Below are 21,573 nucleotides of genomic sequence, written 5' to 3' on the forward strand. Positions count from 1 at the left end.
TGGCACTACACTGCGGCCATCCCTAGGAGAGACCCTGCCATGCGCTTTTCCCGTCTGCGGTTGTTGGCCTGCGCGGCCATTGTGATGAGTGTGTCGCTGCCGGCGCTGGCCCAGCGCGTGGTGGAAGGCGATCTGCAGCAGCAGATGTCGCCGGCCGAGTTCAAGGCGGCCGGGCTGGAGAAACTCACACCGCAGGAACTGGCCGAGCTCAACAACTGGCTGCAGGGCAAAGTGGCTGCCCTGGCCGCCGATGCTCGCGAGCAGGCCCGCGAAGAGGGGCGCCAGGAAGTCATCGTGAAGAACCACGGTTTCTTCGATTTCGGCACCAAGGAGCCGATCAAAAGCACCTTGACCGGTGAGTTCCGCGGCTTCGGCAAGGGCCAGCGTTACGTGCTCGCCAACGCGCAGGAGTGGGAGCAGATCGACGACGCCCAGGTCGGTGGCGTCCGCCGCCAATCGCCCGAGGTCAGCATCGCTCCCGGCCTGGGCGGCGTGTGGTACCTGCAGGTGCAGGGCGTCAACACCCGCGCCAAGGTCCGCCGCGTCAAGTAATCCGCACCCGGTTCCCCGTGCCGCACCGGCACGGGGGTTGCCGGATCAGGCCTTCTGCAGCGCGGCTACGCGCTGGGCCAGTTTCTTGGCCGAAATGCCGGTACGCGCCCCAAGCTCCTGGGCGAACAGCGAAACCCGCAGCTCCTCCAGGTCCCAGCGCAGGTCCTGCCACTGCGGCCGCTGGCGCAGGCCACGCGCGTCGGCCTGCGCCAGCGCCTCCACGAACGGACGCAGCTCCAGCATGCGCGCCTGATCGCGCGGTGGATCACGCTTGGCACGTTCGGTGCGCAGGATCATCGCGCGCAGATAGCGCGGGTACTGCGCCAACGCGTCGGCCGGCGTGTCACGCAGGAACCCGGGATGGACCAGGGCGGCAAGCTGCTGCTCCATGTCATCGAGGTTGCCACGCGCCCACCCCATCAGCGGCGCTTCCAGCTGTGGTTTGAGCTCGGCCACGTGGGCGAGGATGTTCTCGGCCAGCTTCAGGCGCGCCATCGCCTCACCGAACAACGCCTTGCCCGCCTCGGCACTGCGTTTGGCGAACGCGGCAGGGTCGCGGATATCACCCAGCCCGTCGGCCAGCACGGCATTCATCGCCGCATCGACCAGATCGCCCCGCAGCCGCTCCTGCGATTCGATCGCGGCGTACAGCAGCCCGGTCTTGGGCGGCACCGGCAATTGCTTGCGCGCCTGCTTGGCCTTGTCGGCCAGCGCGATCTCCATCAATCGACGAACCCCGAGCGGATGCTGTTCCAGCGCTTCGTTGCGGTCGGCGAAGATCTTCAGCGCTGCGGTCTCACCCTGATCGACCAGTGCCGGGTACGCCGGCACGCCGGCTTCGCCGGGCACCTGCAGCGGGATCGGGGTAGCCGGGAAATCGCGTAGCCCTTCCGCGGCAAGCGCACGCCCTGCGCGTGCGGCGAAGGCCTCACCGGCCTTGTCGCCGAAGCGGGCACGCAGCGCCTCCAGATCGCGCGAGGTCGCCAGCACCTTGCCGTCGGCATCGCGCAGGCGCAGGTTCATGCGCAGGTGCGGCTCCAGCGAGGCTTCGTCGAAATCGGTTGCGGCCAGCTTGGCACCCGTCGCGCGCGCGAGGAACCGCGCCAGTTCGCCCCGGATGTCATCGGCGGTCGGTTCGGCGAAGGCCTCGGCAAACGCGCGGCCAAAGTCCGGTGCCGGCACATAGTTGCGGCGCATCGCCTTGGGCAGGCTGCGGATCAATGCGGCGGCCTTGTCAGCGACGAAGCCCGGCGCCAGCCACGACAGCCGCGCCGGATCCAACGCGTTGAGCAGGTGCAGCGGCACCTCCAGCGTCACACCATCGTCCTCGGCACCGGGTTCGAAGGTGTAATGCAGCGCCAGCCGCGCATCGCCCAGCGGCAGGTACCTGGGATAGCGCTCGGCATCGCTGCCTTCGCCCGGCAGCAGATCGGCCAGCGTCCACGACAGCGCCCGGCGCTTCTCCGGCGCCAGTGCTTTCCACCAGGTATCCAGGCCCATCGCCGAATGGATCTCGGCCGGTATCCGGTCCAGGTACCAGCGCGCCTGCCAGCCTTCATCGGCGACGATACCGGCGCGGCGCAGCTTGGCTTCTTCTTCGCGCGCCTGCTCCAGCACCTTGAGGTTGTCGGCCACGAAGCCGGCCCGGGTGTTGATCTCGCCGGTCACCAGGCCCTGGCGCACGAAGATGTCATGCGCCTCGGCCGGCGCGATGCGGCCGTAATGCACCGGTTTTTTCGGGGCCAGCACCAGTCCGAACAGGCTGATCTGCTCCGAGGCCAGCACCTGGCCCTGCGCACGCGACCAGTGCGGATCGAAGTGCTTGCGCAGCAGCAGGTGCGGCAGTTCGTTGATGACCCAGTCCGGCTCGATCGCCGCGTTGGTCAGACCCCAGATCTTCTGGGTGTCCAGCAGTGTTGCAGTGAGCAGCCACGGCGGCGGCCGCTTGGCCAGGGCCGAGCCCGGGAACGGCAGGAAGCGACGCTGGCGCGGCGCCAGGAAATCGCCCTTGTCGCTGCGATGGCCGATCTGCGTGGGCAGGCCGGCGATCAGCGCGCGGTGCAGGGTCTGGTACGCCGCGGCGCGCACCTTGTCGCTGAACGCGCTGCGTGCCTCGGGATCGGCACCGTTGCCGGGCGCGGCCTTGTCCTCGGCAGGCGCCGGTTCGGATTTCCCTTCGCGGGCCAGGCGCGCGGCACGGTGCTGCTGGCCACGCGTCGCCTTGATCCTGGCCTCGTCATCGCGCGCCGGCGCCGGTGCAGAGGAACCGGCCAGCAGCGGCGCCAACGAGGTCTCTGCCGGCTCTTCATTCCAGCCCAGTTCTTCGCACAGCACGCGCAGTTGGCGATGCAGTTCCCGCCATTCGCGCATGCGCAGGAAACCAAGGAAATGCCGCCCACACCAGTCGCGCAGCTTGGACTGGGTGAGATCTTCGTGGGCCTGGCGGTAGCCGTCCCACAGGCGCAGCACGCCGACGAATTCCGAGCGCCCATCGGCGAACAGCGCATGTGCGTTGTCCGCGGCGGCGCGCGCTTCCGGTGGCCGCTCACGCGGGTCCTGGATGCCCAGGAACGAGGCGATCACCAGCATCGGCCGCAGGCAGCCCTGTGCCTGCGCGGCGACCAGCATGCGAGCCAGTTTGACGTCCACCGGCAGGCGCGCCATCTGGCGCCCGATCGGGGTCAGGCGGCGCTCGGCATCGACCGCACCCAGCTCACCCAGCTGCTGCCAGCCATCGGCGATGGCGCGTTCATCCGGTGCTTCCAGGAACGGGAAATCCTCGATCCTGCCCAGGCCCAGCTGCAGCATCCGCAGGATCACCCCGGACAGGCTGGAGCGACGGATTTCCGGATCGGTGAACTCAGGGCGCGACTGGAAATCCGCTTCGGAATACAGCCGGTAGCAAATGCCTTCGGAGACACGACCGCACCGGCCCTTGCGCTGGTTGGCGCTGGCCTGCGAGACCGCTTCGATATGCAGCCGGTCCAGTTTCTGGCGCGGGCTGTAACGCTTGATGCGGGCGAAACCGGGGTCGATCACATAGCGGATGCGCGGCACCGTCAGGGAGGTTTCCGCGACGTTGGTGGCCAGCACGATGCGCCGGTTGCTGCCCGGGTTGAACACCAGGTCCTGATCCTTCACCGACAGCCGCGCATACAGCGGCAGCACGTCGGTGCCGCGGTACTTGCGCCGCTCCAGTGCCTGGTGCGCATCGCGGATTTCGCGCTCGCCCGGGAAGAACAGCAGGATGTCGCCGCGCGGATCGATGCGGGTGATTTCATCCACCGCCGCGACCACTGCATCATTCACGGTGCGCTCGCCATCGCGGCCACCGTCGGCATCGCCGCCGCCCTCGCCTTCCAGCGGGCGGTAGCGCACGTCCACCGGGAAGGTGCGGCCTTCCACGCTGATCACCGGCGCATCATCAAAGTGCTGGGCGAAGCGCGAGGTATCGATGGTCGCCGAGGTGACGATCAGTTTGAGATCCGGCCGCTTCTTCAGCAGCTGCTTCAGATAGCCCAGCAGGAAATCGATGTTGAGGCTGCGTTCGTGCGCCTCGTCGACGATGATCGTGTCGTAGTTGGACAGCCAGCGGTCACTGCTGATCTCGGCCAGCAGGATGCCGTCTGTCATGAACTTGATGCGGGTATCGTCACCGACACGGTCGGTGAAGCGCACCTGGTAACCCACGGTGGTGCCCAGTTCGGACTGCAGCTCCTGCGCGACACGCGTGGCCACCGCTCGTGCGGCAATCCGCCGCGGCTGCGTGCAGCCGATCATGCCGGCGGTGCCACGGCCGGCGGCCAGGCACAGCTTGGGCAGCTGCGTGGTCTTGCCCGAGCCGGTCTCACCGGCGATCACCACGACCTGATGGTCGCGGATCAGCGCGGTGATGGCCTCGGCTTCACGCGCAATCGGCAGCTGCTCGTCCAGAGTGATGGCCGGCTGATTCAGCGCACGCGCTTCACGGCGCTGCACGGACGCCTGCAAGGCCTGCTCGAACGCCGCCGCCAGCCCCGCATCCGCCGGTTTGGCCCGCCAACGCGAGAGCATCCCCAGCAAACGACCGCGGTCGCGGCTCATGGCCCCGTTGATCGCGGCCTGCTGCTGGGCCAGGCGTGCTGCATGTGGTTTTTCGATAGCGCTCATCAATCGATTCGTTTAGAACTTTTGTTTACTACTGAAAGGGTAGTCTGATCTATTGTGAAGGCCATCCGATTCATCCCATCCATAAGGAGTTCTCCCATGGCGAAGACGACCAAGACCCCGGCAAAGCCCAAGACGGCCAAGCAGAAACTCGGCGCGGCGGCCCCGTCGGCCCCGAACATTGATATCGGGATCAAGGAGGGCGATCGCAAGAAGATCGCCGATGGACTATCGGCCTTCCAGGCAGATGCGTTCACGCTCTACCTGAAGACCCACAACTTCCATTGGAACGTGACCGGGTCGATGTTCAACTCGCTGCACACCATGTTCGAGACCCAGTACACCGAACAGTGGGCCGCCCTGGACGACGTCGCTGAACGCATCCGTGCACTGGGCTTCAACGCCCCGGGCTCCTACCGCGAGTTCGCGGCCCTGACCTCGATCGCCGAGGAGCCGGGCCTGACCGACAGCGCGGACTGGCGTGAAATGGTACGCCAGTTGGTCACCGCCAACGAGGCCGTGTGCCGCACTGCCCGGAAAGTGCTGGATGTGGCCGACGATGCCGATGACGCACCGACCGAAGATCTGATGACCCAGCGCCTGCAGACCCACGAAAAGTACGCCTGGATGCTGCGTTCGCTGCTGCAGTAATCCCTCCGGGGGCCTTGCCCCTGCGGGATTTCCAAGGTTGCGCTGCGGCGCGCCCCCCTTGACTCCAAGGGGGGCTGCCTGGTCGAAGGGTGTCCCGCTTACGTTCACATCCGGAATGGGATGACCCGCCTCGGGGCGCCCAGCCCTGTAAACTACGGCGATGTCTTCCCGCCCCGCGCACGACCTGCTCAGCCGCATCTTTGGTTACGACGAATTCCGCGGTCCGCAGCAGGCGATCGTCGAGCATGTCGCCGCCGGCAATGACGCGCTCGTCCTCATGCCCACCGGCGGCGGCAAATCGCTCTGCTACCAGGTCCCCTCCCTGCTCCGCGATGGCACCGGCATCGTCATCTCGCCGCTGATCGCGCTCATGCAGGACCAGGTCGAAGCCCTGCGCCAGCTCGGCGTCCGCGCCGAATACCTCAACTCCACCCTCGACGGCGAAACCAGTGCCCGCGTCGAACGCGAACTGCTCGCCGGCGAACTGGACATGCTCTACGTCGCGCCCGAGCGGCTGCTCACCGGTCGCTTCCTGTCGCTGCTCTCGCGCAGCCGGATCGCCCTGTTCGCCATCGACGAAGCCCACTGCGTCTCCCAGTGGGGCCACGACTTCCGCCCCGAATACCGCCAGCTCACCGTCCTGCACGAACGCTGGCCCGACGTGCCGCGCATCGCGCTGACCGCCACCGCCGATCCGCCCACCCAGCGCGAGATCGCCGAACGCCTGGACCTCACCAACGCCCAGCACTTCGTCAGCTCCTTCGACCGGCCCAACATTCGCTACACGGTCGTCCAGAAGGACAACGCCAAAAGGCAGCTGCTGGACTTCCTCAAGGTCCACCGCGGGGCCGCCGGCATCGTCTACTGCATGTCGCGGCGCAAGGTCGAGGAAACCGCCGAGTTCCTGTGCAAGGAGGGCATGAACGCCCTGCCCTACCACGCCGGCCTGCCGCCCGAGGTCCGCGCCGCCAACCAGCGTCGCTTCCTGCGCGAGGATGGCATCGTCATGTGCGCCACCATCGCCTTCGGCATGGGCATCGACAAACCGGACGTGCGCTTCGTCGCGCATACCGACCTGCCCAAATCGATGGAAGGCTATTACCAGGAAACCGGCCGCGCCGGTCGCGATGGCGAGCCCGCCGAGGCCTGGCTCTGCTACGGCCTGGGCGACGTGGTGCTGCTCAAACAGATGATCGAGCAGTCCGAGGCGGGCGAAGAGCGCAAAGCGCTGGAACGCTCCAAGCTGGACCACCTGCTCGGCTACTGCGAATCCATGCAGTGCCGCCGCCAGGTCCTGCTGGCCGGGTTCGGCGAGACCTACCCGCAGCCCTGCGGCAACTGCGACAACTGCCTGCTGCCGCCCGATGCCTGGGATGCCAGCGTCGCCGCCCAGAAGGCATTGAGCTGCGTCTACCGCAGTGGCCAGCGCTTCGGCGTGGGCCATCTGATCGACATCCTGCGCGGCGGCGACAACGAGAAGGTGCGCCAGTTCGGGCATACCGAACTGAGCACCTACGGCATCGGCAAGGATCTGGACGCGCGTACCTGGCGCAGCGTGTTCCGCCAGCTGGTCGCCTCCAGCCTGCTCGAGGTGGACAGCAGCGCCTACGGCGGGCTGCGCCTGACCGATGGCAGCCGCGAGGTGCTCAAGGGCCAGCGCAAGGTCATGATGCGCCGCGAGACGCCCAAGGCGGCCCGCGAGCGCGATCGCAGCGGCCAGCGCACCGGCCTGTCGGTGCTGCCGCAGGACCTGGCGCTGTTCAATGCGCTGCGGGGCCTGCGCGCCGAACTCGCGCGCGAGCAGAACGTGCCGGCCTTCGTGATCTTCCACGACAGCACCCTGCGCAACATTGCCGAACAGCGCCCCACCAGCGTCGATGCGCTGGGCCGGGTCGGGGGCATCGGTGGCACCAAGCTGGCCCGTTACGGCGACCGCCTGGTCGAGATCGTGCGCGAGGAAGGCTGATGCGCCGGGGCGGCCAGACAGACCTTGCTCCAGAGTTGAACCGCGTGTTCAGCCATGGGTGCGACCGTGCGGATTTGGCAGTAAGGTGAGCCCCATGTCCGCCAGTGGCCTGCTCCTGCGAGTCGTCCTGATGCTCAGCCTGTTGCTCAACGGGCTGAACGTGGCCATGGCCGGCCCGATGGCGCTCGCCCTGGCCGAGCCGGCCACCGCAAGCGGTGCCGCACCGACCTGCCATGGTGAAGCACCGGCGGCCGCCCTCCCGCATGACCATCACGCCATGCCCGATGCTGCCAGCGGAGTGCAGGCGCCTCACGATGGCGACCACTGCAAGATCAAGGACTGCCTGCGCAGCTGCGCGCAGCAACCCAGCCTGACCGCCCAGGTCGCCTGGCTGGCCACGCCCCCGCCGCTGTCGCTGGCCCCGCTGCCGGCCGCGCATCCGTCGCAACCGACACCGCCGCTGGACCGCATCACCCGCCCTCCGATCGCCTGATCCGCAGCGCTCTGCGAGCGCCTGCCTGATGCCCTGCCCGCATGGCCCCGCCTGCGGGCGTTGCCGGCACCCCGCGTGCCATTCGAATCGGATCCGGAGTTGCAATGTCTTTCCTTAAAACACCCGGCACGGGCACCCCGCCCATGCCGTCACGCCGCCTGTTCGTGCAGGGCGTGGCTGCCGGCGGCGTGGTCGCCGGTCTGGCCGCCACCGGCCTGAGCCCACGCGCCTTCGCGGCCGCCGGTCCCGGCCTGGCCGGTGCCCCGCAGGTGCTCAGCAGCCATGACGTGCAGCTGAGCATCGGCGAATCGCTGGCCAACTTCACCGGGCGCACCCGCCCGGCGATCACCGTCAACGGCAGCCTGCCGGCGCCGATCCTGCGCTGGCGCGAAGGCCAGACGGTCAACATCCGGGTGGCCAACACGCTGCAGGGGCACCCCACCTCCATCCACTGGCACGGCCTGCTGCTGCCGGCCAACATGGACGGCGTGCCCGGCCTGAGCTTCAACGGCATCGCCTCCGGCGAGGCCTACCAGTACCGGTTCACCCTCAAGCAGTCGGGCACGTACTGGTACCACAGCCATTCGATGTTCCAGGAACAGGCCGGCCTGTACGGCGCGCTGATCATCGACCCGCTCGAGCCGGCGCCGTACCGCTTCGACCGTGAGCACGTGATCGTGCTCTCGGACTGGACCGACATGGACCCCGGCGCGCTGTTCCGGCGCATGAAGAAGCTGGCCGAGTACGACAACTACTACAAGCGCACCCTGCCCGACTTCCTCCGTGATGTGCGCCGGGATGGCTGGGCCGCAGCCACCGCCGACCGCGGCATGTGGGGCCGGATGCGGATGACGCCGACCGACATCTCCGACATCAACGCCCACACCTATACCTACCTGCTCAACGGCACCGCACCGGCGGGCAACTGGACCGGGCTGTTCCGCAGTGGCGAGAAGGTGCTGCTGCGCTTCATCAACGGTGGCTCGATGACCTACTTCGATGTGCGCATCCCCGGCCTGAAAATGACCGTGGTCGCCGCCGATGGCCAGTACATCCACCCGGTCAGCATCGATGAGTTCCGCATCGCACCGGCCGAGACCTTCGATGTGATCGTCGAACCCAGTGGACAGGATGCCTACACGATCTTCTGCCAGGACATGGGCCGCACCGGCCATGCCGCCGGCACGCTGGCGGTCCGCCACGGCCTGCAGGCGCCGGTTCCCGAGCGCGACCCGCGCCCATTGCTGACCATGAGCGACATGGGCCATGACATGGGCCATGCCGGAAACGGTATGGCGGGTCACGACATGAAGGGCATGGAAGGTGGCTGCGGCGCGAGCATGGGCCACGGCGCGCACGGCGCTGATTCCAAGGCGCCGCGCCACCCGGCCAGCGAAAAAGGCAATCCGCTGGTCGACATGCAGAGCATGGCCACCGACCCAAAGCTCGATGATCCCGGCATCGGCCTGCGCGACAACGGTCGTCACGTGCTGACCTACGGTGCGATGCGCAGCCTGTTCGACGATCCCGATGGCCGCGATCCCGGCCGCGAGGTCGAGCTGCACCTGACCGGCCACATGGAGAAATTCAGCTGGTCCTTCGACGGCATTCCGTTCGCCAGCGCCGAACCGCTGCGCCTGAACTACGGTGAACGCATGCGCATCGTGCTGGTCAACGACACGATGATGCAGCACCCGATCCATCTGCATGGCGTGTGGAGCGACCTGGAAAACGCCGATGGCCAGTTCCACCTGCGCAAGCACACCATCGACATGCCCCCCGGCACCCGCCGCACCTATCGCGTGCGCGCCGACGCGCTCGGCCGCTGGGCCTACCACTGCCATCTGCTGTACCACATGGAAGCGGGCATGATGCGCGAAGTGAGGATCGAAGAATGAGCCGCGCTCCGCTTACCGCGATGCCCACCCTCAGCGCTGCGCTGCTGCTGGCCTTGTCCGCCCCGACGTGGGCGCAGTCGCATGCCGGCCATGCCACGGCACCGATCACGGCCGATGCGCCACCGGCAGATGGCGGCAGCGCCGATCACAGCCAGATGGATCACTCGACGATGGACCACGGCAGCGCCGATCACAGCCAGATGGACCACTCGACGATGGACCACGGCAGCACCGATCACAGCCAGATGGACCATTCGACGATGGACCATGGCAGCGCAGATCACAGCCAGATGGACCATTCGACGATGGACCACGGCATGCCGAAGCCACCCGCGCTCACTGAGCCACGCGAACCGATTCCGGTCGTCACGCCCGCCGACCGCCTCGCCGCGTTCCCTCCGATCGACGGTGCGATGGAGCATGCACCGGAGATCCACAGCATGCTGCTGGTCAACCGCCTGGAACACTGGGACGGCCAGCACGGTACCGGCCAGGCGTGGGAGGCCAGCGGCTGGGTCGGTGGCAACATCAACCGGCTATGGCTGCGCAGCGAAGGCGAGCGCGGTGACGGCCGCACCGAGTCGGCCAATCTCGAGGTGATGTACGGCCGCAGCGTCTCGCCGTGGTGGGACGTGCTGGTTGGCGTGAAGCAGGATTTTCGCCCGGCGGATTCGCGCACGTGGGCGGCGTTCGGCATCCAGGGCCTGGCGCCGTACAAGTTCGAGACCTCGGCCACGGCCTACATCGGCGAAGGCGGACAGTTTGCTGCGACAGTGGAAGTGGAGTACGAGCTGCTGCTGACCAACCGCCTGATCCTGCAGCCGCTGGTGGAAGCCACGTTCTCGGCCAAGGACGAGCCGGCGTACGGCAACGGTTCGGGACTCAACAAGGTCGAGGCCGGGCTGCGCCTGCGCTACGAGTTCAGCCGCCGCTTCGCGCCTTACATCGGCATCAGCCACGAGCGGCTGTTCGGCGATACCGCTGATTACCACGAGGTGGCCGGTGAGCGCGCGCGCGATACCCGCTGGGTGGCGGGCGTGCGCGTCTGGTTCTGATCCAGCGGCCGTGACAGGTTCCGGGTACCAAGGTGCCCGGAACCCCTGCCGCCTGCGCCGATGCCGTAAGCTGCCGACCCGCTCTGCCTGCCCTGCGCCATGACGTTGACCCTCCGCCGCGCCACCCTTGCCGATGCCGATGCGCTCTCGGCGATCGCCATCGCCACCTACACCGAGACCTTTGGCGATTCGTACCCGCCGCAGGATCTGCGTGATTTTCTGGACAGCCACTACGCGGTCGAGCCACAACGCCGCGAGCTCGCCGACCCACGCAATGCGGCGTGGCTGCTGGAAGACGGCGCACGTGTGGTGGGCTATCTCGCCGCAGGGCCGAACTGCCTGCCGCATGCCGATGCCGCCGAGGGCGATATCGAACTCAAACGTCTCTACCTGCTCGCCAGCCACCAGGGCGGTGGTCACGGCGCGCGCCTGATGGACGCGTTCCTGGCGTGGCTCGATCAACCGCAGCGGCGCACGCTGTGGGTCGGCGTATGGTCGGAAAATCTAGGTGCGCAGCGCTTCTATGCGCGCTATGGCTGCAGCAAGGTCGGCGAATACGATTTTCCGGTCGGCGACAGTGTCGACCGGGAATTCATCCTGCGCCGCGCCTGAGCACGGCACAGGCGCCTGTCAGAAGTCGAACAGGTCCGACAGGAAGCTTTCTTTTTTCTTCTTGCGGTAGCCGTGCTGGTCGCCGTACGGCTGCTGGCCCAGATGGCGGGTGTCACGGTGCTGCACGGCGGCCGGCGGCGGCGGAGCAGCCGCGCGTACCGGGGCCGGTGCTGCGGCACCGGCCGAGCGCTCGATGATCTTGTCCAGCTCGCCACGGTCCAGCCACACGCCACGGCACTGCGGGCAGTAATCGATCTCGATGCCCTGGCGCTCGGACATCTGCAGCGCTTGGGTCTTGCATACGGGGCATTGCATGGGCAGTTATCCAAGGGGCAAAGCCGCACTCTAGCCGGTCCCACCTGACCGTGGTGCAACGCGGCCATGACCGATGGCCCCCCGACCAATGCCCCATGCTGCCCGGCCTGTCCTCGCCAACAATCCACGCATCCCTGGATATGGAGCGTCCCATGCCGTCCTTCCGCCTGCCCACCTGGCTGGCCGCCTGCGTGGTCGTGCTGACCCTGGCCATCTCGATCAACCTGCGCGACCTTGCCGCGTGGCTGGGCGCACCGATCCCGAAACTGCCGATTCCCTATGGCGGCGCCATCCTCGACAACGGCCTGGGCGTGCTGCTGGTGCTGCTCGTGGCCGCGCTGCTGGTGCGGCCGGGGCAGCGCCTGAGTGCGCTGCTCGGGTTGCGCTGGAATGGCTGGCAGGGGCCGGCCCTGGCGCTGCTGGCGACGCTGCCGTGCTGGCTGGGTCTGTGGTGGCTGGGGGGATTCAATCCGACCCAGGATGTGCTCGCCCTGCTGATGCTCGGCGTGCTGTTTCCACTCGCCGAAGAGATCATCTTCCGCGGTTTCGGTTTCATCTTCGCGCACCGCCAGCAGCGTTGGCCGTGGCTGGCTGCTGCGCTGGTCCAGGCTGTCATCTTCGGCGCCATCCACTGGTGGTCGTTCGGCGGTGGCGGCAGCATGGCCCTGCAGGTGTTCGCCATCACCGGCATCGGTGGGCTGGTGTTCGCCTGGCTCAATACTCTGGACGATTACACCCTGTGGAGCGGGCTGGCCCTGCATGTCTCGCTCAACCTGGCCTGGAACGTGTTCGTGATCACCGAGGCCACGGCCGTCGGTTGGCCGGCTACCGTGCTGCGCCTGTCAGCAGCAGGACTGGCGGTGGCGCTGGTCTGGGCCTGGCACCGCCGCAGGCCCCGGTCCCTCACATCGGCATGAGCCACCCGAAGGCAGGTCACGCGGGGGGGTTTACCTGGCATTTCGGTGCCGTCCACGGCCTCCTCACCGGCGGCCCGCGATACTTGCGCGCCCCTGTCCGGGGGTAAGCAGGAACCACGCTCCATGTTGTTGTCCAAGCACCATCCCGAACCCCGCGTGCTGTTGATCGAAGACACCGAAGACACCCGCGAACTGAGCCGCATGGCACTGGAAAGCCAGGCCTGCGAAGTCGTTGCGGTCAGTTCGGCGGAAGCCGCGCTGGGGCTGCTCCAGGCCGGCGAGCGCTTCGATCTGGTGTTCACCGATGTCTGCCTGGGCGCGGTCAGCGGCATCGAGGCCGCCCATCGGGTCAAGCAGGAACGGCCTGGGCTGCCGGTGCTGGTCACCTCGGGCCTGGAGCCTTCCGTCGTGGTGCCGCAGCTCGGCCCTGGCATGCATTTCCTGCCCAAGCCGTACAGCATGAGCGAACTGCTCGACGCGATCCGGGCCTGTTTCCAGCAACCGCTGGCGGCCTGCGCCTGAGGCGGCTGATCGGTTTGAACGGCGGGTGATCTTCATCCGGATTTCATGCCCGCGTGCCCATCGTCGGCGTCAGTGAAACGCGCTTCTTTTCCCTGCCGGAATCGACGTCATGCTTTTTCGTACGCTGCTGGCCACGCCCCTGCTGTTGCTGCTTCCGTTCGAGAACGCGCGTGCGGATGATTTCGTCACCTGCGAGAGCCGCGACAACCGCTATCAATCCTGCACCCTGCCCCGCGCCGGCTACGTCACCCTGGACCGCAAGCTGTCCGGTGCGGACTGCCGGCAAGGCCGCACCTGGGACTACGACCGCCGCGAGGTCTGGGTGGATGATGGCTGCCGGGCCTCGTTCCGGGTCCACGGCGGCAGCGACCGTGATGATCGCCACGATGATGACAACCACGACGCCAAGGTCGCCGCCGGCGTGCTGATCGGCGCGGCCATCCTCGGCGCGCTGGCGCACAACGCCAACAAGGATGACGCGCGCTACGACGACGACACCTACCAGGGCGCCCGGCATACCTCCTACGTACCCGGCTGGATGATCGGAGAATTCGAGGGCTACAACCCGACCTTCAATGCCGACATCCGCATGCGCATCGACAGCGATGGCCGGATGAGCGCGCAGACCGGCGGCCAGACGTTGAATGGCTGGGTCAACGGCGGCCAGCTCAACGTCGGCAGCAGCGTGTTCGATATCAGCCAGAGCCGCGACGGGTTCGTCACCACCGAGGTCGGCGACCGGCAGAACGAGGTGCGCTACCGCCGCGTGCGCTGAGCGACGCGGCGGTGGCCGGCATCACCGGGCGATCTGGCACTGCAGCGTGGTGCCGTAGAAGTCCAGGGTGGTCTGGTCGTCGTGGATACGCAGGTCGACGCCCTCCCGGCCCCAGCGGCCGCCATTGTTCTCGTCCTTGCTCACGGGCATCGGGAAGACGATCGCCTGATCGTTGCCCCAGCTGACCACGGCCGCGGTCGGGTCGATGTCGTTGTAGAACACCGCCGTCACCGGCTTGCTGTTGTCGTCGCAGCGGTACTCGACCTTCGCCGGCACCTGGATGCCGCCGCCGTTGATGGTCAGCTCGACCAGGCGCGTCTGATAGGACTCCACCAGGCAGCGCTTGGGATCCACCGCGCGCGAACAGGCATCGCGCCCTTTGATCCAGCCACGCTGCTCGGCCGCGATGTCCAGCTCGTCCGGGCTGGTCTGCACGCGCTTGTAGAGCGCGGCCAGCTGACGGTCCAGCGCGGCCAGCCGTGGGTCGACGCACACCAGTTTCTCGGCCTCGGACTGTGCCTTGGCGCAATCGAACGACGGGGACTGGGTCGCGGCAGCGGCAGGGTCGGCAGGCTTGGCCGCGGTGGGGGCCTCGGCGGTGGCCGACGGGCCCGCCTGATCGGCGGATTCAGGCTTGGAGCACGCCGCGAGCGCAAGCGCCCCCAGGCTCAGCAGGACGACACGTTTCATGGCACCTCCAACAGCAATCAGCTCAAAGACGGCCTATTGTGCGCGATCGCGTGCGTAGCGGGTGTATGCGGCGCCTCCTCCAGCCGACACGGTCCGCCAGGCGCAAGGATCGGCCCGGGCGTCCTTCCCTGCGATGCTCATGGCGCTTCTCCGCCTCGACGTGCAGGTGTGCGCAGGGCACCGCTGCCACTACCTGCGAGGCGTCCCCTTGACTAAGATCGAGGGTGGACAGTCACGTGGAAGCCGGATGTGCCGGCCCGACTCAGGGAGGATGTGATGGCAACCATGCGATGGATGGCGGGCCTGTTGGCGGCGGTGGGCACGCTCTCGGCCAGTGGCGTGAGCGCGGCCGCGGCAGTGGATCGGGATGCCTGGCGGGCAGATTACGCGGTGCTCAAAGCAGCATTGCAGAGCGACTACGCGCACCTGGCCTGGATGGCCTCGCCCGAGAGCGGCGTCGATCTGCCGACCCTTGATGCCCGGGCACAGCGCGACCTCGCCGAGGCACGCAATGACGCCCAGGCCACCCAGGCGCTGCGCAGTTTTCTGGCCGGCTTCCATGATGGCCACCTAGCGCTGCTCGACCGGCTGGATGCAGGCGGCACGTCCCAGCCACCACGGGCTGTCGATCCGCGCACGCTGGGCCCGAGTGCCGGTTGCGCTGCGCTCGGGGTCGCCGATGAAGGCCGGCAGGACTTCAGCCTTCCGCTGGAAACACTGCCCGGCTACACCCCCTTGGACGGCCAGGCCGACCCTGCGCTGCGCGCCGGCATCCTCGCGTTGCCCGAGGGACGCAAGGTGGGCGTGCTTCGGCTGCACGAGTTCGATGCGCTGCGCTATCCCGGTCTATGCCACGCGCTGTGGCCACAGCTGCGCCATGCCGATTCCATCGGCGACATGCGCAGCGTGCTGGTGAACGGCTGGGTGGCCATGATCGCCGGCAGCCTGCGCCGGTTCCAGCACGATGGCGTCGATGCCGTGCTGGTCGATGTCGGCGACAACCCGGGCGGGGATGACAGTGGCGACACGCTTGCGCGGTTGTTCACCCCGCGGCCGGTCACGTCGGCCACGCTGCTGGTCAGTCAGTCCGCCGCAGGCAGGCCCTATCTCGACGAACAGTACGAGCGACTCGACGATGCCCTGCGCCGCCATCATCCGGCCGCCACCGCCCGCCGCCTGCTGACGGCTGAGCGCGCCAGCTTCGATGCTTCGCGGCGTGCACTGAGCCTTCCAGCCTGTGACCTGTCCTGGGTGTGGCAGACCCAGCAGCCATGGAACGGCGGCCAGTGCCGTCGCCTGGTCGCGGCAGGCACCTCCGGTGGCCCGCTGCCAAGCCAGGCGGTGGATACGCTGGACGATTTCCTGATCGCCCACCGTCTCGACTGGGCACAGGACCTGCGCGCCCACTGGGGTGCGTGGGACGGGCCGGTCTACGTCATCACCAATGGCAAGACCGTGTCCTCGGCGGAGATGTTTGCCGCGCGCATGCAGGACAACCGCATCGCGCGCATCGTCGGCACCGGTAGTGGTGGCTACGGCTGCGGTTTCATGAGCGGCGCCCCATCGCGCGAGCTGCCCCACTCACACCTGCGCATGCGTATTCCGGACTGTGTCCGGTTGCGCGCCGACGGCACCGATGAAGTGGCGGGCATCGCGCCCGATCTACCGATCACGCCCCGCGCTGGCGAAGGGGCACGCGCACGCGCGCAACGACTGCTGGAGACCGTTGCCGAGGACATCACGCGGCACTGAGCCGCTCACTGCAGTGCCTCCTGCGCGCTAGAGACGCGCGCCCTGCGTGGCACCATGCTCGGTGATTTCGTCGTACTGTTTGTCGCGCGCGGCGTATTCATCGAGAACCGCTTTCCCGATGCGGTTGAGTTCCTCACCGAGCTGCGGGCAGCGCATCCCGCCGCCAACGGCGGCGAATCGTCGCTGGATGTCCTCGGCAGCCTGATCGGCATGCGCTGCATGGCCGTCTTCATGCACCCGCAGCGCCTGGCTGTAGCGCGCCCATTCCTGTTGCAGCGAGGCGGGCGCCGTGTCCGCGCCGGTCCAGCGCGGCAGCACCATGGTGGCCCTCACCTCCATGCGCACCTTGCCGAGTCTGCAACCTGCACCTCGTGGGGCATAGTCGAAGTTCCACCCCACGTACCAGTCCACGTGGCCGTGATGGCGCACGCCGTCCTTGCCGACGGGCCCGTGCGCGTTCAGTGACGTGCGCAGTTCCTGCAGGGTGTCACCCTGCACGTCGTAGTAGGTGATCGTCAGATCCTGCGCGGCGCCCGCATCCAGGGCAATCAGCGCAAGGACCAGTGCAGTGCCACGCAGCAGCGCGTGGGGACGGAAGGTAGACCGGGGATGTGGGAGCTGGTTGTTCACGACGCGTTCCATGCAGAAGGACGGGGCTTGATGCGATCCGGGCCGAACGGGAGGCATGAAAAAGGCGACCTCGCGGTCGCCTTGATCATGGATGCAATGGTGGGCCGTGATGGATTCGAACCATCGACCAAAAGATTAAAAGTCTTCTGCTCTACCAACTGAGCTAACGGCCCATTGCATCCCCGACATGACGCCGGGGGTGCGCATTCTAACGCATCTTCGCGCTCATGCGTACCCGTCCGGCATCACACGTAGTGGGTGGGATCCGGTACGCCGGCATCCGTGAAACCCTGCGCACGCAGGCGGCAGGCGTCGCAGTGCCCGCAGGCGCGGCCCTGGTCGTCGGCGTTGTAGCAGGACACGGTCAGGCCGAAGTCCACACCGAGGCGAACGCCTTCACGCACGATGTCGGCCTTGCTCAGGAACTGCAGCGGCGCGTGGACCTGGATGCCCGCCCCTTCCACACCCGCCTTGGTCGCCAGGTTGGCCAGCGCCTGGAAGGCCTGGATGAACTCAGGGCGGCAATCGGGGTAGCCGGAGTAATCCACGGCGTTGACGCCACAGAAGATGTCGTTGGCGCCCAGCACTTCGGCCCAGCCCAGCGCGACGGACAGCATGATGGTGTTGCGGGCCGGCACGTAGGTGACCGGGATGCCCTCACCGCCCGCTTCGGGGACGTCGATATCATCGGTCAGGGCCGAGCCGCCGATGCTGCGCAGGTCGACGTTGACGGTTTTGTGGGCCACCGCGCCCAGCGCGCTGGCGACCGCCGCGGCGGCATCGAGTTCGGAGGTGTGGCGCTGCCCGTAGCGCACGCTCAGGGCGTGGACGGCGAAACCCTGCTCGCGGGCGATGGCGACGACGGCGGCGGAGTCCATGCCGCCGGACAGGAGGACGACTGCTTTCTTCATGGGGCTGTTTCCGGTGGTTTGCGGGGAACCAGCACGCTGTCCCGCGCCGGGTACATCAGGGAATGCCAAGGCGGCTTATCGGCCCGGCTCGTCATTCCACAGAAGCTTGTGCAGCTGCATCTGGAAGCGCACCGGCAGGCGGTCGGCGACGATCCAGTCGGCCAGCTCGCGCGGGCTGACCTCGCTCTTGCTCGGCGAGAACAACACCATGCTGCGCTCGTTGAGGCGATGCTCACGGACCATGCCACGGGCCCATTCGTAATCTTCGCGGCTGCACAGGACGAACTTGATCTGGTCGCGCTTGGTCAGCAGCGGCAGGTTCTCCAGGCGGTTGCGGGCCATTTCGCCGGAGCCGGGGGTTTTCAGATCGACCACCCGCGATACGCGCGGATCGACGGCGCTGACATCCAGCGCACCGGAGGTTTCCAGCGAGACGTCCAGGCCGGCATCGCAGAGCTTCTCCAGCAGCACCAGGCAGCGCTTCTGCGCCAGCGGCTCGCCACCGGTCACGCAGACGTGGTGCACGCCCTGGGCCAGCACCTCTTCCACGATCGCGTCGATGTCCCACCAGGTGCCGCCATGGAAGGCGTAGGCGGTATCGCAGTACGTGCAGCGCAGCGGGCAGCCGGTCAGGCGCACGAACACGGTCGGCCAGCCGGCGGTATCGGCTTCGCCCTGCAGGGACAGGAAGATCTCGGTGATCTTCAGTCGCGGCAGCGGGGACTGCACGATCTCACTGGGGAGTGCGGCGGCAGCGGACAGGGTCGTGGTCATGGCGGTGATTCTTGGGGGACGGCTTCGGAAACGACAACAGCCGGGCATGGCCCGGCACGGAAGACCGGGCAACGCCCGGTTGGCGATCAATCATTATACCGGGCCCGGCCGCCTCAGCGGCCCGGGGCGGATTCAGCGGATCTGCTGACCCAGCCGGATCGACTGCAGACGGTCCTGCGCGGTGCGCGCGGCGTCGGAGCCGGGGTACGTGGACACGACCTGCTCCAGGGTCGCCTGGGCCTGGTCGACCTTGCCTTCGCCATACTGCGACAGGCCGATCTTGAGCAGGCCACCGGACGCCTTGTCATGGGTCGGGTAGCGCGAGATGAGGTCGCGGAACTGCGCCTCAGCCAGCGGGAAATTGCGGGTGGCGTAATAGCTTTCGCCCAACCAGTACAGCGCGTTGGGGGTATAGACACCGTTGGGGTACAGCTCGAGGAAGCTCATGAACAGCTGCGCCGAGTCGTCGTACTTGCCGGCCTTGAGCGAGTCGAAGGCGACATTGTAGGCCGTGCGCTCGTCGCCACTGGCAGCCAGACTGCCGGCATCGCCGTGCACGGAGGGCGGCCGCTCGGAAGCGGCCGTTGCCGGTTTCGGGGGTGCAGCGGGGGCAGTCGCGGCTGCGGCCGGGGCGGCGGGAAGCACGGGGGCTCCACCTTCCAGGCGGTTCAGGCGGCTGTCCAGGTCCAGGTACTGGTCCTTGCCGGTCTGCTTGAGCTGCTCATTGTCGTGCTGCAGCTGCTCGACCTGCGACTGCAGGGCCTGCAACTGGGTACGCAGCTGGTTCAGCTGGTTGAGCATGTCCATGTTGGACTGGTTGTTGTTCGCCTGCTGCTCAAGCGCGCCGACGCGGTCGGCCAGACTCTGGCGCTGCGCATTGGCCGGTGCGGCAGCCACGAGGGCTGCCGCAACGATCATCGATAGAAATCGAAAGCGCATCTATTACTGAGCCGTGTACACGATCTCGACGCGACGGTTCTGCGACCAGCAGGACTCGCCCGACTCGGTGCAGACCGGACGCTCTTCACCGTAGGACACGACGGTCAGCTGCGAAGCCGAACCACCGTTGGCCTGCAGTGCCGAGGACACGCCGTTGCCACGACGCTCGCCCAGGGCCTGGTTGTACGCGCGCGAACCTCGCTCGTCGGTGTGGCCCTGCAGGGTCATGCGCGAGGACGGACGGTCACGCAGGTACTTGGCGTGGCAAGCCATGATGGCCTGGAATTCCGGCTTCACGTCTTCCTTGTCCAGGTCGAAGTACACCACGCGCTGGCGCAGGCAGGAGTCGGTATCCAGATCGCCCGGGCCGTACAGGCCGGAGGTGGACGGGCCGGTCGGAGCGGTGGTGCTGCCGGTATCAACCGGGGCAACAGGCGCTTCCTTGACCTTCTTGGAACAACCGGCCAGGGCGGCCACGGACAACAGGGAGACAAGCAGAACGCGGGTGGTCTTGTTCATGGCGATACCTTTGAGGCTCCTAAAGCCGGATGAGGGATGAATACGGCGAAATCTTAACACTCTGTTAGCGCTTTGTACGGTATGGCGACCAAGAAGGCTCACGAACATCACCGTCGGCCAGAACCAGCCGCTGGCGCACGCGCGCATCGGCCGAAACGGCATACAACACGCCACGACCACCCTCACGGGCGGCGTACAACACCATGCTCGCGTTGGGCGCAAAGCTCGGCGATTCATCCAGCGACCCTGGCGACAGCGTGTTCCAGCGGGCCGAGCCCGTGCTGCTGTCCATCATCGCGATCTTGTAGGTGTTGCCACTGCCCTGGGCGACCACCAGCTTCTTGCCGTCGTAGGACAGGCTCGGGGTGGCGTTGTAGTTGCCCTGGAAGGTCACGCGCGAAGCGCTGCCGCCGCTGGAGGCCACCTGGTAGATCTGCGGGCGGCCACCACGGTCGGAGGTGAAGTAGACGCTGCTGCCGTCCGGGCTCCAGGTCGGCTCGGTATCGATGGCGAAGTGGTTGGTCAGCTGGGTCAGCTGCTTGCTGCCCAGGTCCATCACGTAGATCTCCGGGTTGCCGCTGCGCGACAGCGACAGGGCCAGGCGACGGCCGTCCGGGGAGAACGACGGGGCGCTGTTGATGCCGCGGAAGCTGGTGACCAGCTCACGGGCGCCACTGGAGATGTTCTGGATGTAGATCGCCGAGTTGCCGCGTTCGAAGCTGACGTAGGCCAGCTTGTTGCCGTCCGGGCTCCAGCTGGGCGAGAGCAGCGGCTCGGCCGAGCGCACGATGGTCTGCGGGTTGAAGCCGTCCGAATCGGCCACCATCAGCGCATAGCGCATGGCATCGCCCTTGCCGCTGGCGGTGACATAGGCGATGCGGGTCCAGAAGGCGCCGCGGACACCGGTGATCTTTTCGTAGATGGCATCGGCCATCTGGTGGGCGACATCGCGCATGGCGTTGCCACGGGCGGTCATCGCCAGCCCGAGCAGGCGCTCACCCTTGGGCACGTCGTAGAGCTCGTACTCCACGCGGTAGGCACCGGCGCCGGCGTCCATGACCCGGCCGACGACGATGTAGTTCTGCTTCAGCGCGCGCCAGGTAGCGAACTGGATCTCGCTGCCACGGGTCGGTTTTTCGACGATCTGGGCTTCCGGCAGGTTGCGGAACTGGCCGGAACGGTCCAGATCGGCGCGTACCACGGCGGCCACGTCGGTCTGCGGGGCACCGGCCGAACCCTGGTAGGGCATCGGGACGACGGTGATCGGCGTGGCGGAGGCATTGCCGCCAATGATGTCGATATCCAGCCCCTTCTGCTGCGCCATGGCAGCAAAGGGCAACAACAGGGCCGCAACAACGGCAAGCCAGCGAGGCATTTTTTTCATGGAGCGCTCAATAGGGGAGAAACCAGAACGAGGGATAACAGGACCGCGGTGAACAGTTTCGCAATCATGAAC

At 67.2% G+C, this 21,573-nt stretch carries 20 protein-coding genes and 1 tRNA gene; 11 read left to right on the plus strand and 10 right to left on the minus strand.

Annotation, left to right across the window (positions count from 1 at the left end):
• Nucleotides 1-39: 39 nt before the first annotated feature.
• A complete protein-coding gene (locus tag C0R07_RS02995; protein ID WP_102788151.1) occupies nt 40-552 on the plus strand; it encodes a hypothetical protein in 513 nt (170 codons plus the stop codon).
• A 45-nt stretch (nt 553-597) separates the two neighbouring features.
• On the opposite strand, the gene hrpA is transcribed toward C0R07_RS02995, so the two are convergent.
• A complete protein-coding gene (hrpA, locus tag C0R07_RS03000) occupies nt 598-4,701 on the minus strand; it encodes an ATP-dependent RNA helicase HrpA (protein ID WP_102788152.1) in 4,104 nt (1,367 codons plus the stop codon).
• A 96-nt stretch (nt 4,702-4,797) separates the two neighbouring features.
• On the opposite strand from hrpA, the gene C0R07_RS03005 reads away from it, so the two are divergent.
• From C0R07_RS03005 to C0R07_RS03030, 6 genes are all read left to right on the plus strand, one after another.
• A complete protein-coding gene (locus C0R07_RS03005; protein ID WP_019185151.1) occupies nt 4,798-5,349 on the plus strand; it encodes a Dps family protein in 552 nt (183 codons plus the stop codon).
• A 160-nt stretch (nt 5,350-5,509) separates the two neighbouring features.
• Entirely contained in the window at nt 5,510-7,315 is a 1,806-nt protein-coding gene (gene recQ, locus C0R07_RS03010; protein ID WP_070471288.1) for a DNA helicase RecQ, read from the plus strand.
• A gap of 94 nt (nt 7,316-7,409) precedes the next feature.
• Nucleotides 7,410-7,808, plus strand: coding sequence for a CopL family metal-binding regulatory protein (locus C0R07_RS03015; RefSeq protein WP_102788153.1), 399 nt, complete (start codon nt 7,410-7,412; stop codon nt 7,806-7,808).
• 104 nt (nt 7,809-7,912) lie between these two features.
• A complete protein-coding gene (locus C0R07_RS03020; protein ID WP_102788154.1) occupies nt 7,913-9,706 on the plus strand; it encodes a copper resistance system multicopper oxidase in 1,794 nt (597 codons plus the stop codon).
• On the plus strand, nt 9,703-10,761 hold the full coding sequence (locus C0R07_RS03025) for a copper resistance protein B (protein ID WP_102788155.1): 1,059 nt from the start codon (nt 9,703-9,705) through the stop codon (nt 10,759-10,761). Before C0R07_RS03020 ends, C0R07_RS03025 begins: the two co-directional genes overlap by 4 nt.
• Nucleotides 10,762-10,860: 99 nt before the next feature.
• On the plus strand, nt 10,861-11,373 hold the full coding sequence (locus C0R07_RS03030) for a GNAT family N-acetyltransferase (protein ID WP_070471282.1): 513 nt from the start codon (nt 10,861-10,863) through the stop codon (nt 11,371-11,373).
• Nucleotides 11,374-11,391: 18 nt separating this feature from the next.
• Here the strand turns inward: C0R07_RS03030 and C0R07_RS03035 are convergent, their stop codons facing one another.
• The gene (locus C0R07_RS03035; RefSeq protein ID WP_070471280.1) at nt 11,392-11,688 is read right to left on the minus strand and encodes a zf-TFIIB domain-containing protein; all 297 of its coding nucleotides are present in this window, start codon (nt 11,686-11,688) and stop codon (nt 11,392-11,394) included.
• A 152-nt stretch (nt 11,689-11,840) separates the two neighbouring features.
• On the opposite strand from C0R07_RS03035, the gene C0R07_RS03040 reads away from it, so the two are divergent.
• The 3 genes from C0R07_RS03040 to C0R07_RS03050 all read left to right on the plus strand — a co-directional run bounded on the left by C0R07_RS03040 (nt 11,841) and on the right by C0R07_RS03050 (nt 13,902).
• Nucleotides 11,841-12,605 (plus strand): CPBP family intramembrane glutamic endopeptidase, encoded by a 765-nt coding sequence (locus C0R07_RS03040; RefSeq protein WP_083298724.1) that lies wholly within the window; start codon nt 11,841-11,843, stop codon nt 12,603-12,605.
• A 123-nt stretch (nt 12,606-12,728) separates the two neighbouring features.
• On the plus strand, nt 12,729-13,127 hold the full coding sequence (locus C0R07_RS03045) for a response regulator (protein ID WP_019185159.1): 399 nt from the start codon (nt 12,729-12,731) through the stop codon (nt 13,125-13,127).
• 109 nt (nt 13,128-13,236) lie between these two features.
• On the plus strand, nt 13,237-13,902 hold the full coding sequence (locus C0R07_RS03050) for a DUF3011 domain-containing protein (protein ID WP_070471276.1): 666 nt from the start codon (nt 13,237-13,239) through the stop codon (nt 13,900-13,902).
• 21 nt (nt 13,903-13,923) lie between these two features.
• On the opposite strand, the gene C0R07_RS03055 is transcribed toward C0R07_RS03050, so the two are convergent.
• Nucleotides 13,924-14,592 carry a lysozyme inhibitor LprI family protein gene (locus C0R07_RS03055; RefSeq protein WP_019185161.1) on the minus strand — a complete coding sequence of 223 codons (669 nt, stop codon included), beginning with the start codon at nt 14,590-14,592 and terminating at the stop codon, nt 13,924-13,926.
• A gap of 276 nt (nt 14,593-14,868) precedes the next feature.
• Between C0R07_RS03055 and C0R07_RS03060 the strand changes: the two genes are divergently transcribed.
• Complete coding sequence (locus tag C0R07_RS03060) at nt 14,869-16,344, plus strand: S41 family peptidase (RefSeq protein ID WP_102788156.1); 1,476 nt, start codon at nt 14,869-14,871, stop codon at nt 16,342-16,344.
• A 27-nt stretch (nt 16,345-16,371) separates the two neighbouring features.
• Here C0R07_RS03060 and C0R07_RS03065 read toward each other — a convergent pair whose 3' ends face one another.
• The 7 genes from C0R07_RS03065 to tolB all read right to left on the minus strand — a co-directional run bounded on the left by C0R07_RS03065 (nt 16,372) and on the right by tolB (nt 21,501).
• On the minus strand, nt 16,372-16,974 hold the full coding sequence (locus tag C0R07_RS03065; RefSeq protein ID WP_167390312.1) for a DUF922 domain-containing Zn-dependent protease: 603 nt from the start codon (nt 16,972-16,974) through the stop codon (nt 16,372-16,374).
• A gap of 97 nt (nt 16,975-17,071) precedes the next feature.
• Nucleotides 17,072-17,147: transfer RNA gene (locus tag C0R07_RS03070), tRNA-Lys, on the minus strand.
• A 72-nt stretch (nt 17,148-17,219) separates the two neighbouring features.
• Nucleotides 17,220-17,885 (minus strand): 7-cyano-7-deazaguanine synthase QueC, encoded by a 666-nt coding sequence (gene queC, locus C0R07_RS03075; protein WP_019185214.1) that lies wholly within the window; start codon nt 17,883-17,885, stop codon nt 17,220-17,222.
• A gap of 75 nt (nt 17,886-17,960) precedes the next feature.
• Nucleotides 17,961-18,659 carry a 7-carboxy-7-deazaguanine synthase QueE gene (gene queE, locus C0R07_RS03080; RefSeq protein ID WP_046272627.1) on the minus strand — a complete coding sequence of 233 codons (699 nt, stop codon included), beginning with the start codon at nt 18,657-18,659 and terminating at the stop codon, nt 17,961-17,963.
• A 132-nt stretch (nt 18,660-18,791) separates the two neighbouring features.
• Nucleotides 18,792-19,598: a tol-pal system protein YbgF gene (ybgF, locus tag C0R07_RS03085; RefSeq protein ID WP_046272626.1), complete on the minus strand. Its 807-nt coding sequence runs from the start codon at nt 19,596-19,598 to the stop codon at nt 18,792-18,794.
• Nucleotides 19,599-19,601: 3 nt separating this feature from the next.
• Nucleotides 19,602-20,117, minus strand: coding sequence for a peptidoglycan-associated lipoprotein Pal (pal, locus tag C0R07_RS03090; protein WP_019185217.1), 516 nt, complete (start codon nt 20,115-20,117; stop codon nt 19,602-19,604).
• A 64-nt stretch (nt 20,118-20,181) separates the two neighbouring features.
• Nucleotides 20,182-21,501, minus strand: coding sequence for a Tol-Pal system beta propeller repeat protein TolB (tolB, locus tag C0R07_RS03095; protein ID WP_046272625.1), 1,320 nt, complete (start codon nt 21,499-21,501; stop codon nt 20,182-20,184).
• Nucleotides 21,502-21,573 lie beyond the last annotated feature (72 nt).

The sequence above is a fragment of the Stenotrophomonas bentonitica genome (assembly GCF_002887735.1).
Lineage (GTDB): Bacteria > Pseudomonadota > Gammaproteobacteria > Xanthomonadales > Xanthomonadaceae > Stenotrophomonas > Stenotrophomonas bentonitica_A.

What these genes read in the sequence shown, in the direction of transcription:
- C0R07_RS02995 (WP_102788151.1), top strand. Translation starts at nt 40, where the DNA reads ATGCGCTTTTCCCGTCTGCGGTTGTTGGCCTGCGCGGCCATTGTGATG.
- hrpA (WP_102788152.1), bottom strand. Translation starts at nt 4,701, where the DNA reads ATGAGCGCTATCGAAAAACCACATGCAGCACGCCTGGCCCAGCAGCAG.
- C0R07_RS03005 (WP_019185151.1), top strand. Translation starts at nt 4,798, where the DNA reads ATGGCGAAGACGACCAAGACCCCGGCAAAGCCCAAGACGGCCAAGCAG.
- recQ (WP_070471288.1), top strand. Translation starts at nt 5,510, where the DNA reads ATGTCTTCCCGCCCCGCGCACGACCTGCTCAGCCGCATCTTTGGTTAC.
- C0R07_RS03015 (WP_102788153.1), top strand. Translation starts at nt 7,410, where the DNA reads ATGTCCGCCAGTGGCCTGCTCCTGCGAGTCGTCCTGATGCTCAGCCTG.
- C0R07_RS03020 (WP_102788154.1), top strand. Translation starts at nt 7,913, where the DNA reads ATGTCTTTCCTTAAAACACCCGGCACGGGCACCCCGCCCATGCCGTCA.
- C0R07_RS03025 (WP_102788155.1), top strand. Translation starts at nt 9,703, where the DNA reads ATGAGCCGCGCTCCGCTTACCGCGATGCCCACCCTCAGCGCTGCGCTG.
- C0R07_RS03030 (WP_070471282.1), top strand. Translation starts at nt 10,861, where the DNA reads ATGACGTTGACCCTCCGCCGCGCCACCCTTGCCGATGCCGATGCGCTC.
- C0R07_RS03035 (WP_070471280.1), bottom strand. Translation starts at nt 11,688, where the DNA reads ATGCAATGCCCCGTATGCAAGACCCAAGCGCTGCAGATGTCCGAGCGC.
- C0R07_RS03040 (WP_083298724.1), top strand. Translation starts at nt 11,841, where the DNA reads ATGCCGTCCTTCCGCCTGCCCACCTGGCTGGCCGCCTGCGTGGTCGTG.
- C0R07_RS03045 (WP_019185159.1), top strand. Translation starts at nt 12,729, where the DNA reads ATGTTGTTGTCCAAGCACCATCCCGAACCCCGCGTGCTGTTGATCGAA.
- C0R07_RS03050 (WP_070471276.1), top strand. Translation starts at nt 13,237, where the DNA reads ATGCTTTTTCGTACGCTGCTGGCCACGCCCCTGCTGTTGCTGCTTCCG.
- C0R07_RS03055 (WP_019185161.1), bottom strand. Translation starts at nt 14,592, where the DNA reads ATGAAACGTGTCGTCCTGCTGAGCCTGGGGGCGCTTGCGCTCGCGGCG.
- C0R07_RS03060 (WP_102788156.1), top strand. Translation starts at nt 14,869, where the DNA reads ATGGCAACCATGCGATGGATGGCGGGCCTGTTGGCGGCGGTGGGCACG.
- queC (WP_019185214.1), bottom strand. Translation starts at nt 17,885, where the DNA reads ATGAAGAAAGCAGTCGTCCTCCTGTCCGGCGGCATGGACTCCGCCGCC.
- queE (WP_046272627.1), bottom strand. Translation starts at nt 18,659, where the DNA reads ATGACCACGACCCTGTCCGCTGCCGCCGCACTCCCCAGTGAGATCGTG.
- ybgF (WP_046272626.1), bottom strand. Translation starts at nt 19,598, where the DNA reads ATGCGCTTTCGATTTCTATCGATGATCGTTGCGGCAGCCCTCGTGGCT.
- pal (WP_019185217.1), bottom strand. Translation starts at nt 20,117, where the DNA reads ATGAACAAGACCACCCGCGTTCTGCTTGTCTCCCTGTTGTCCGTGGCC.
- tolB (WP_046272625.1), bottom strand. Translation starts at nt 21,501, where the DNA reads ATGAAAAAAATGCCTCGCTGGCTTGCCGTTGTTGCGGCCCTGTTGTTG.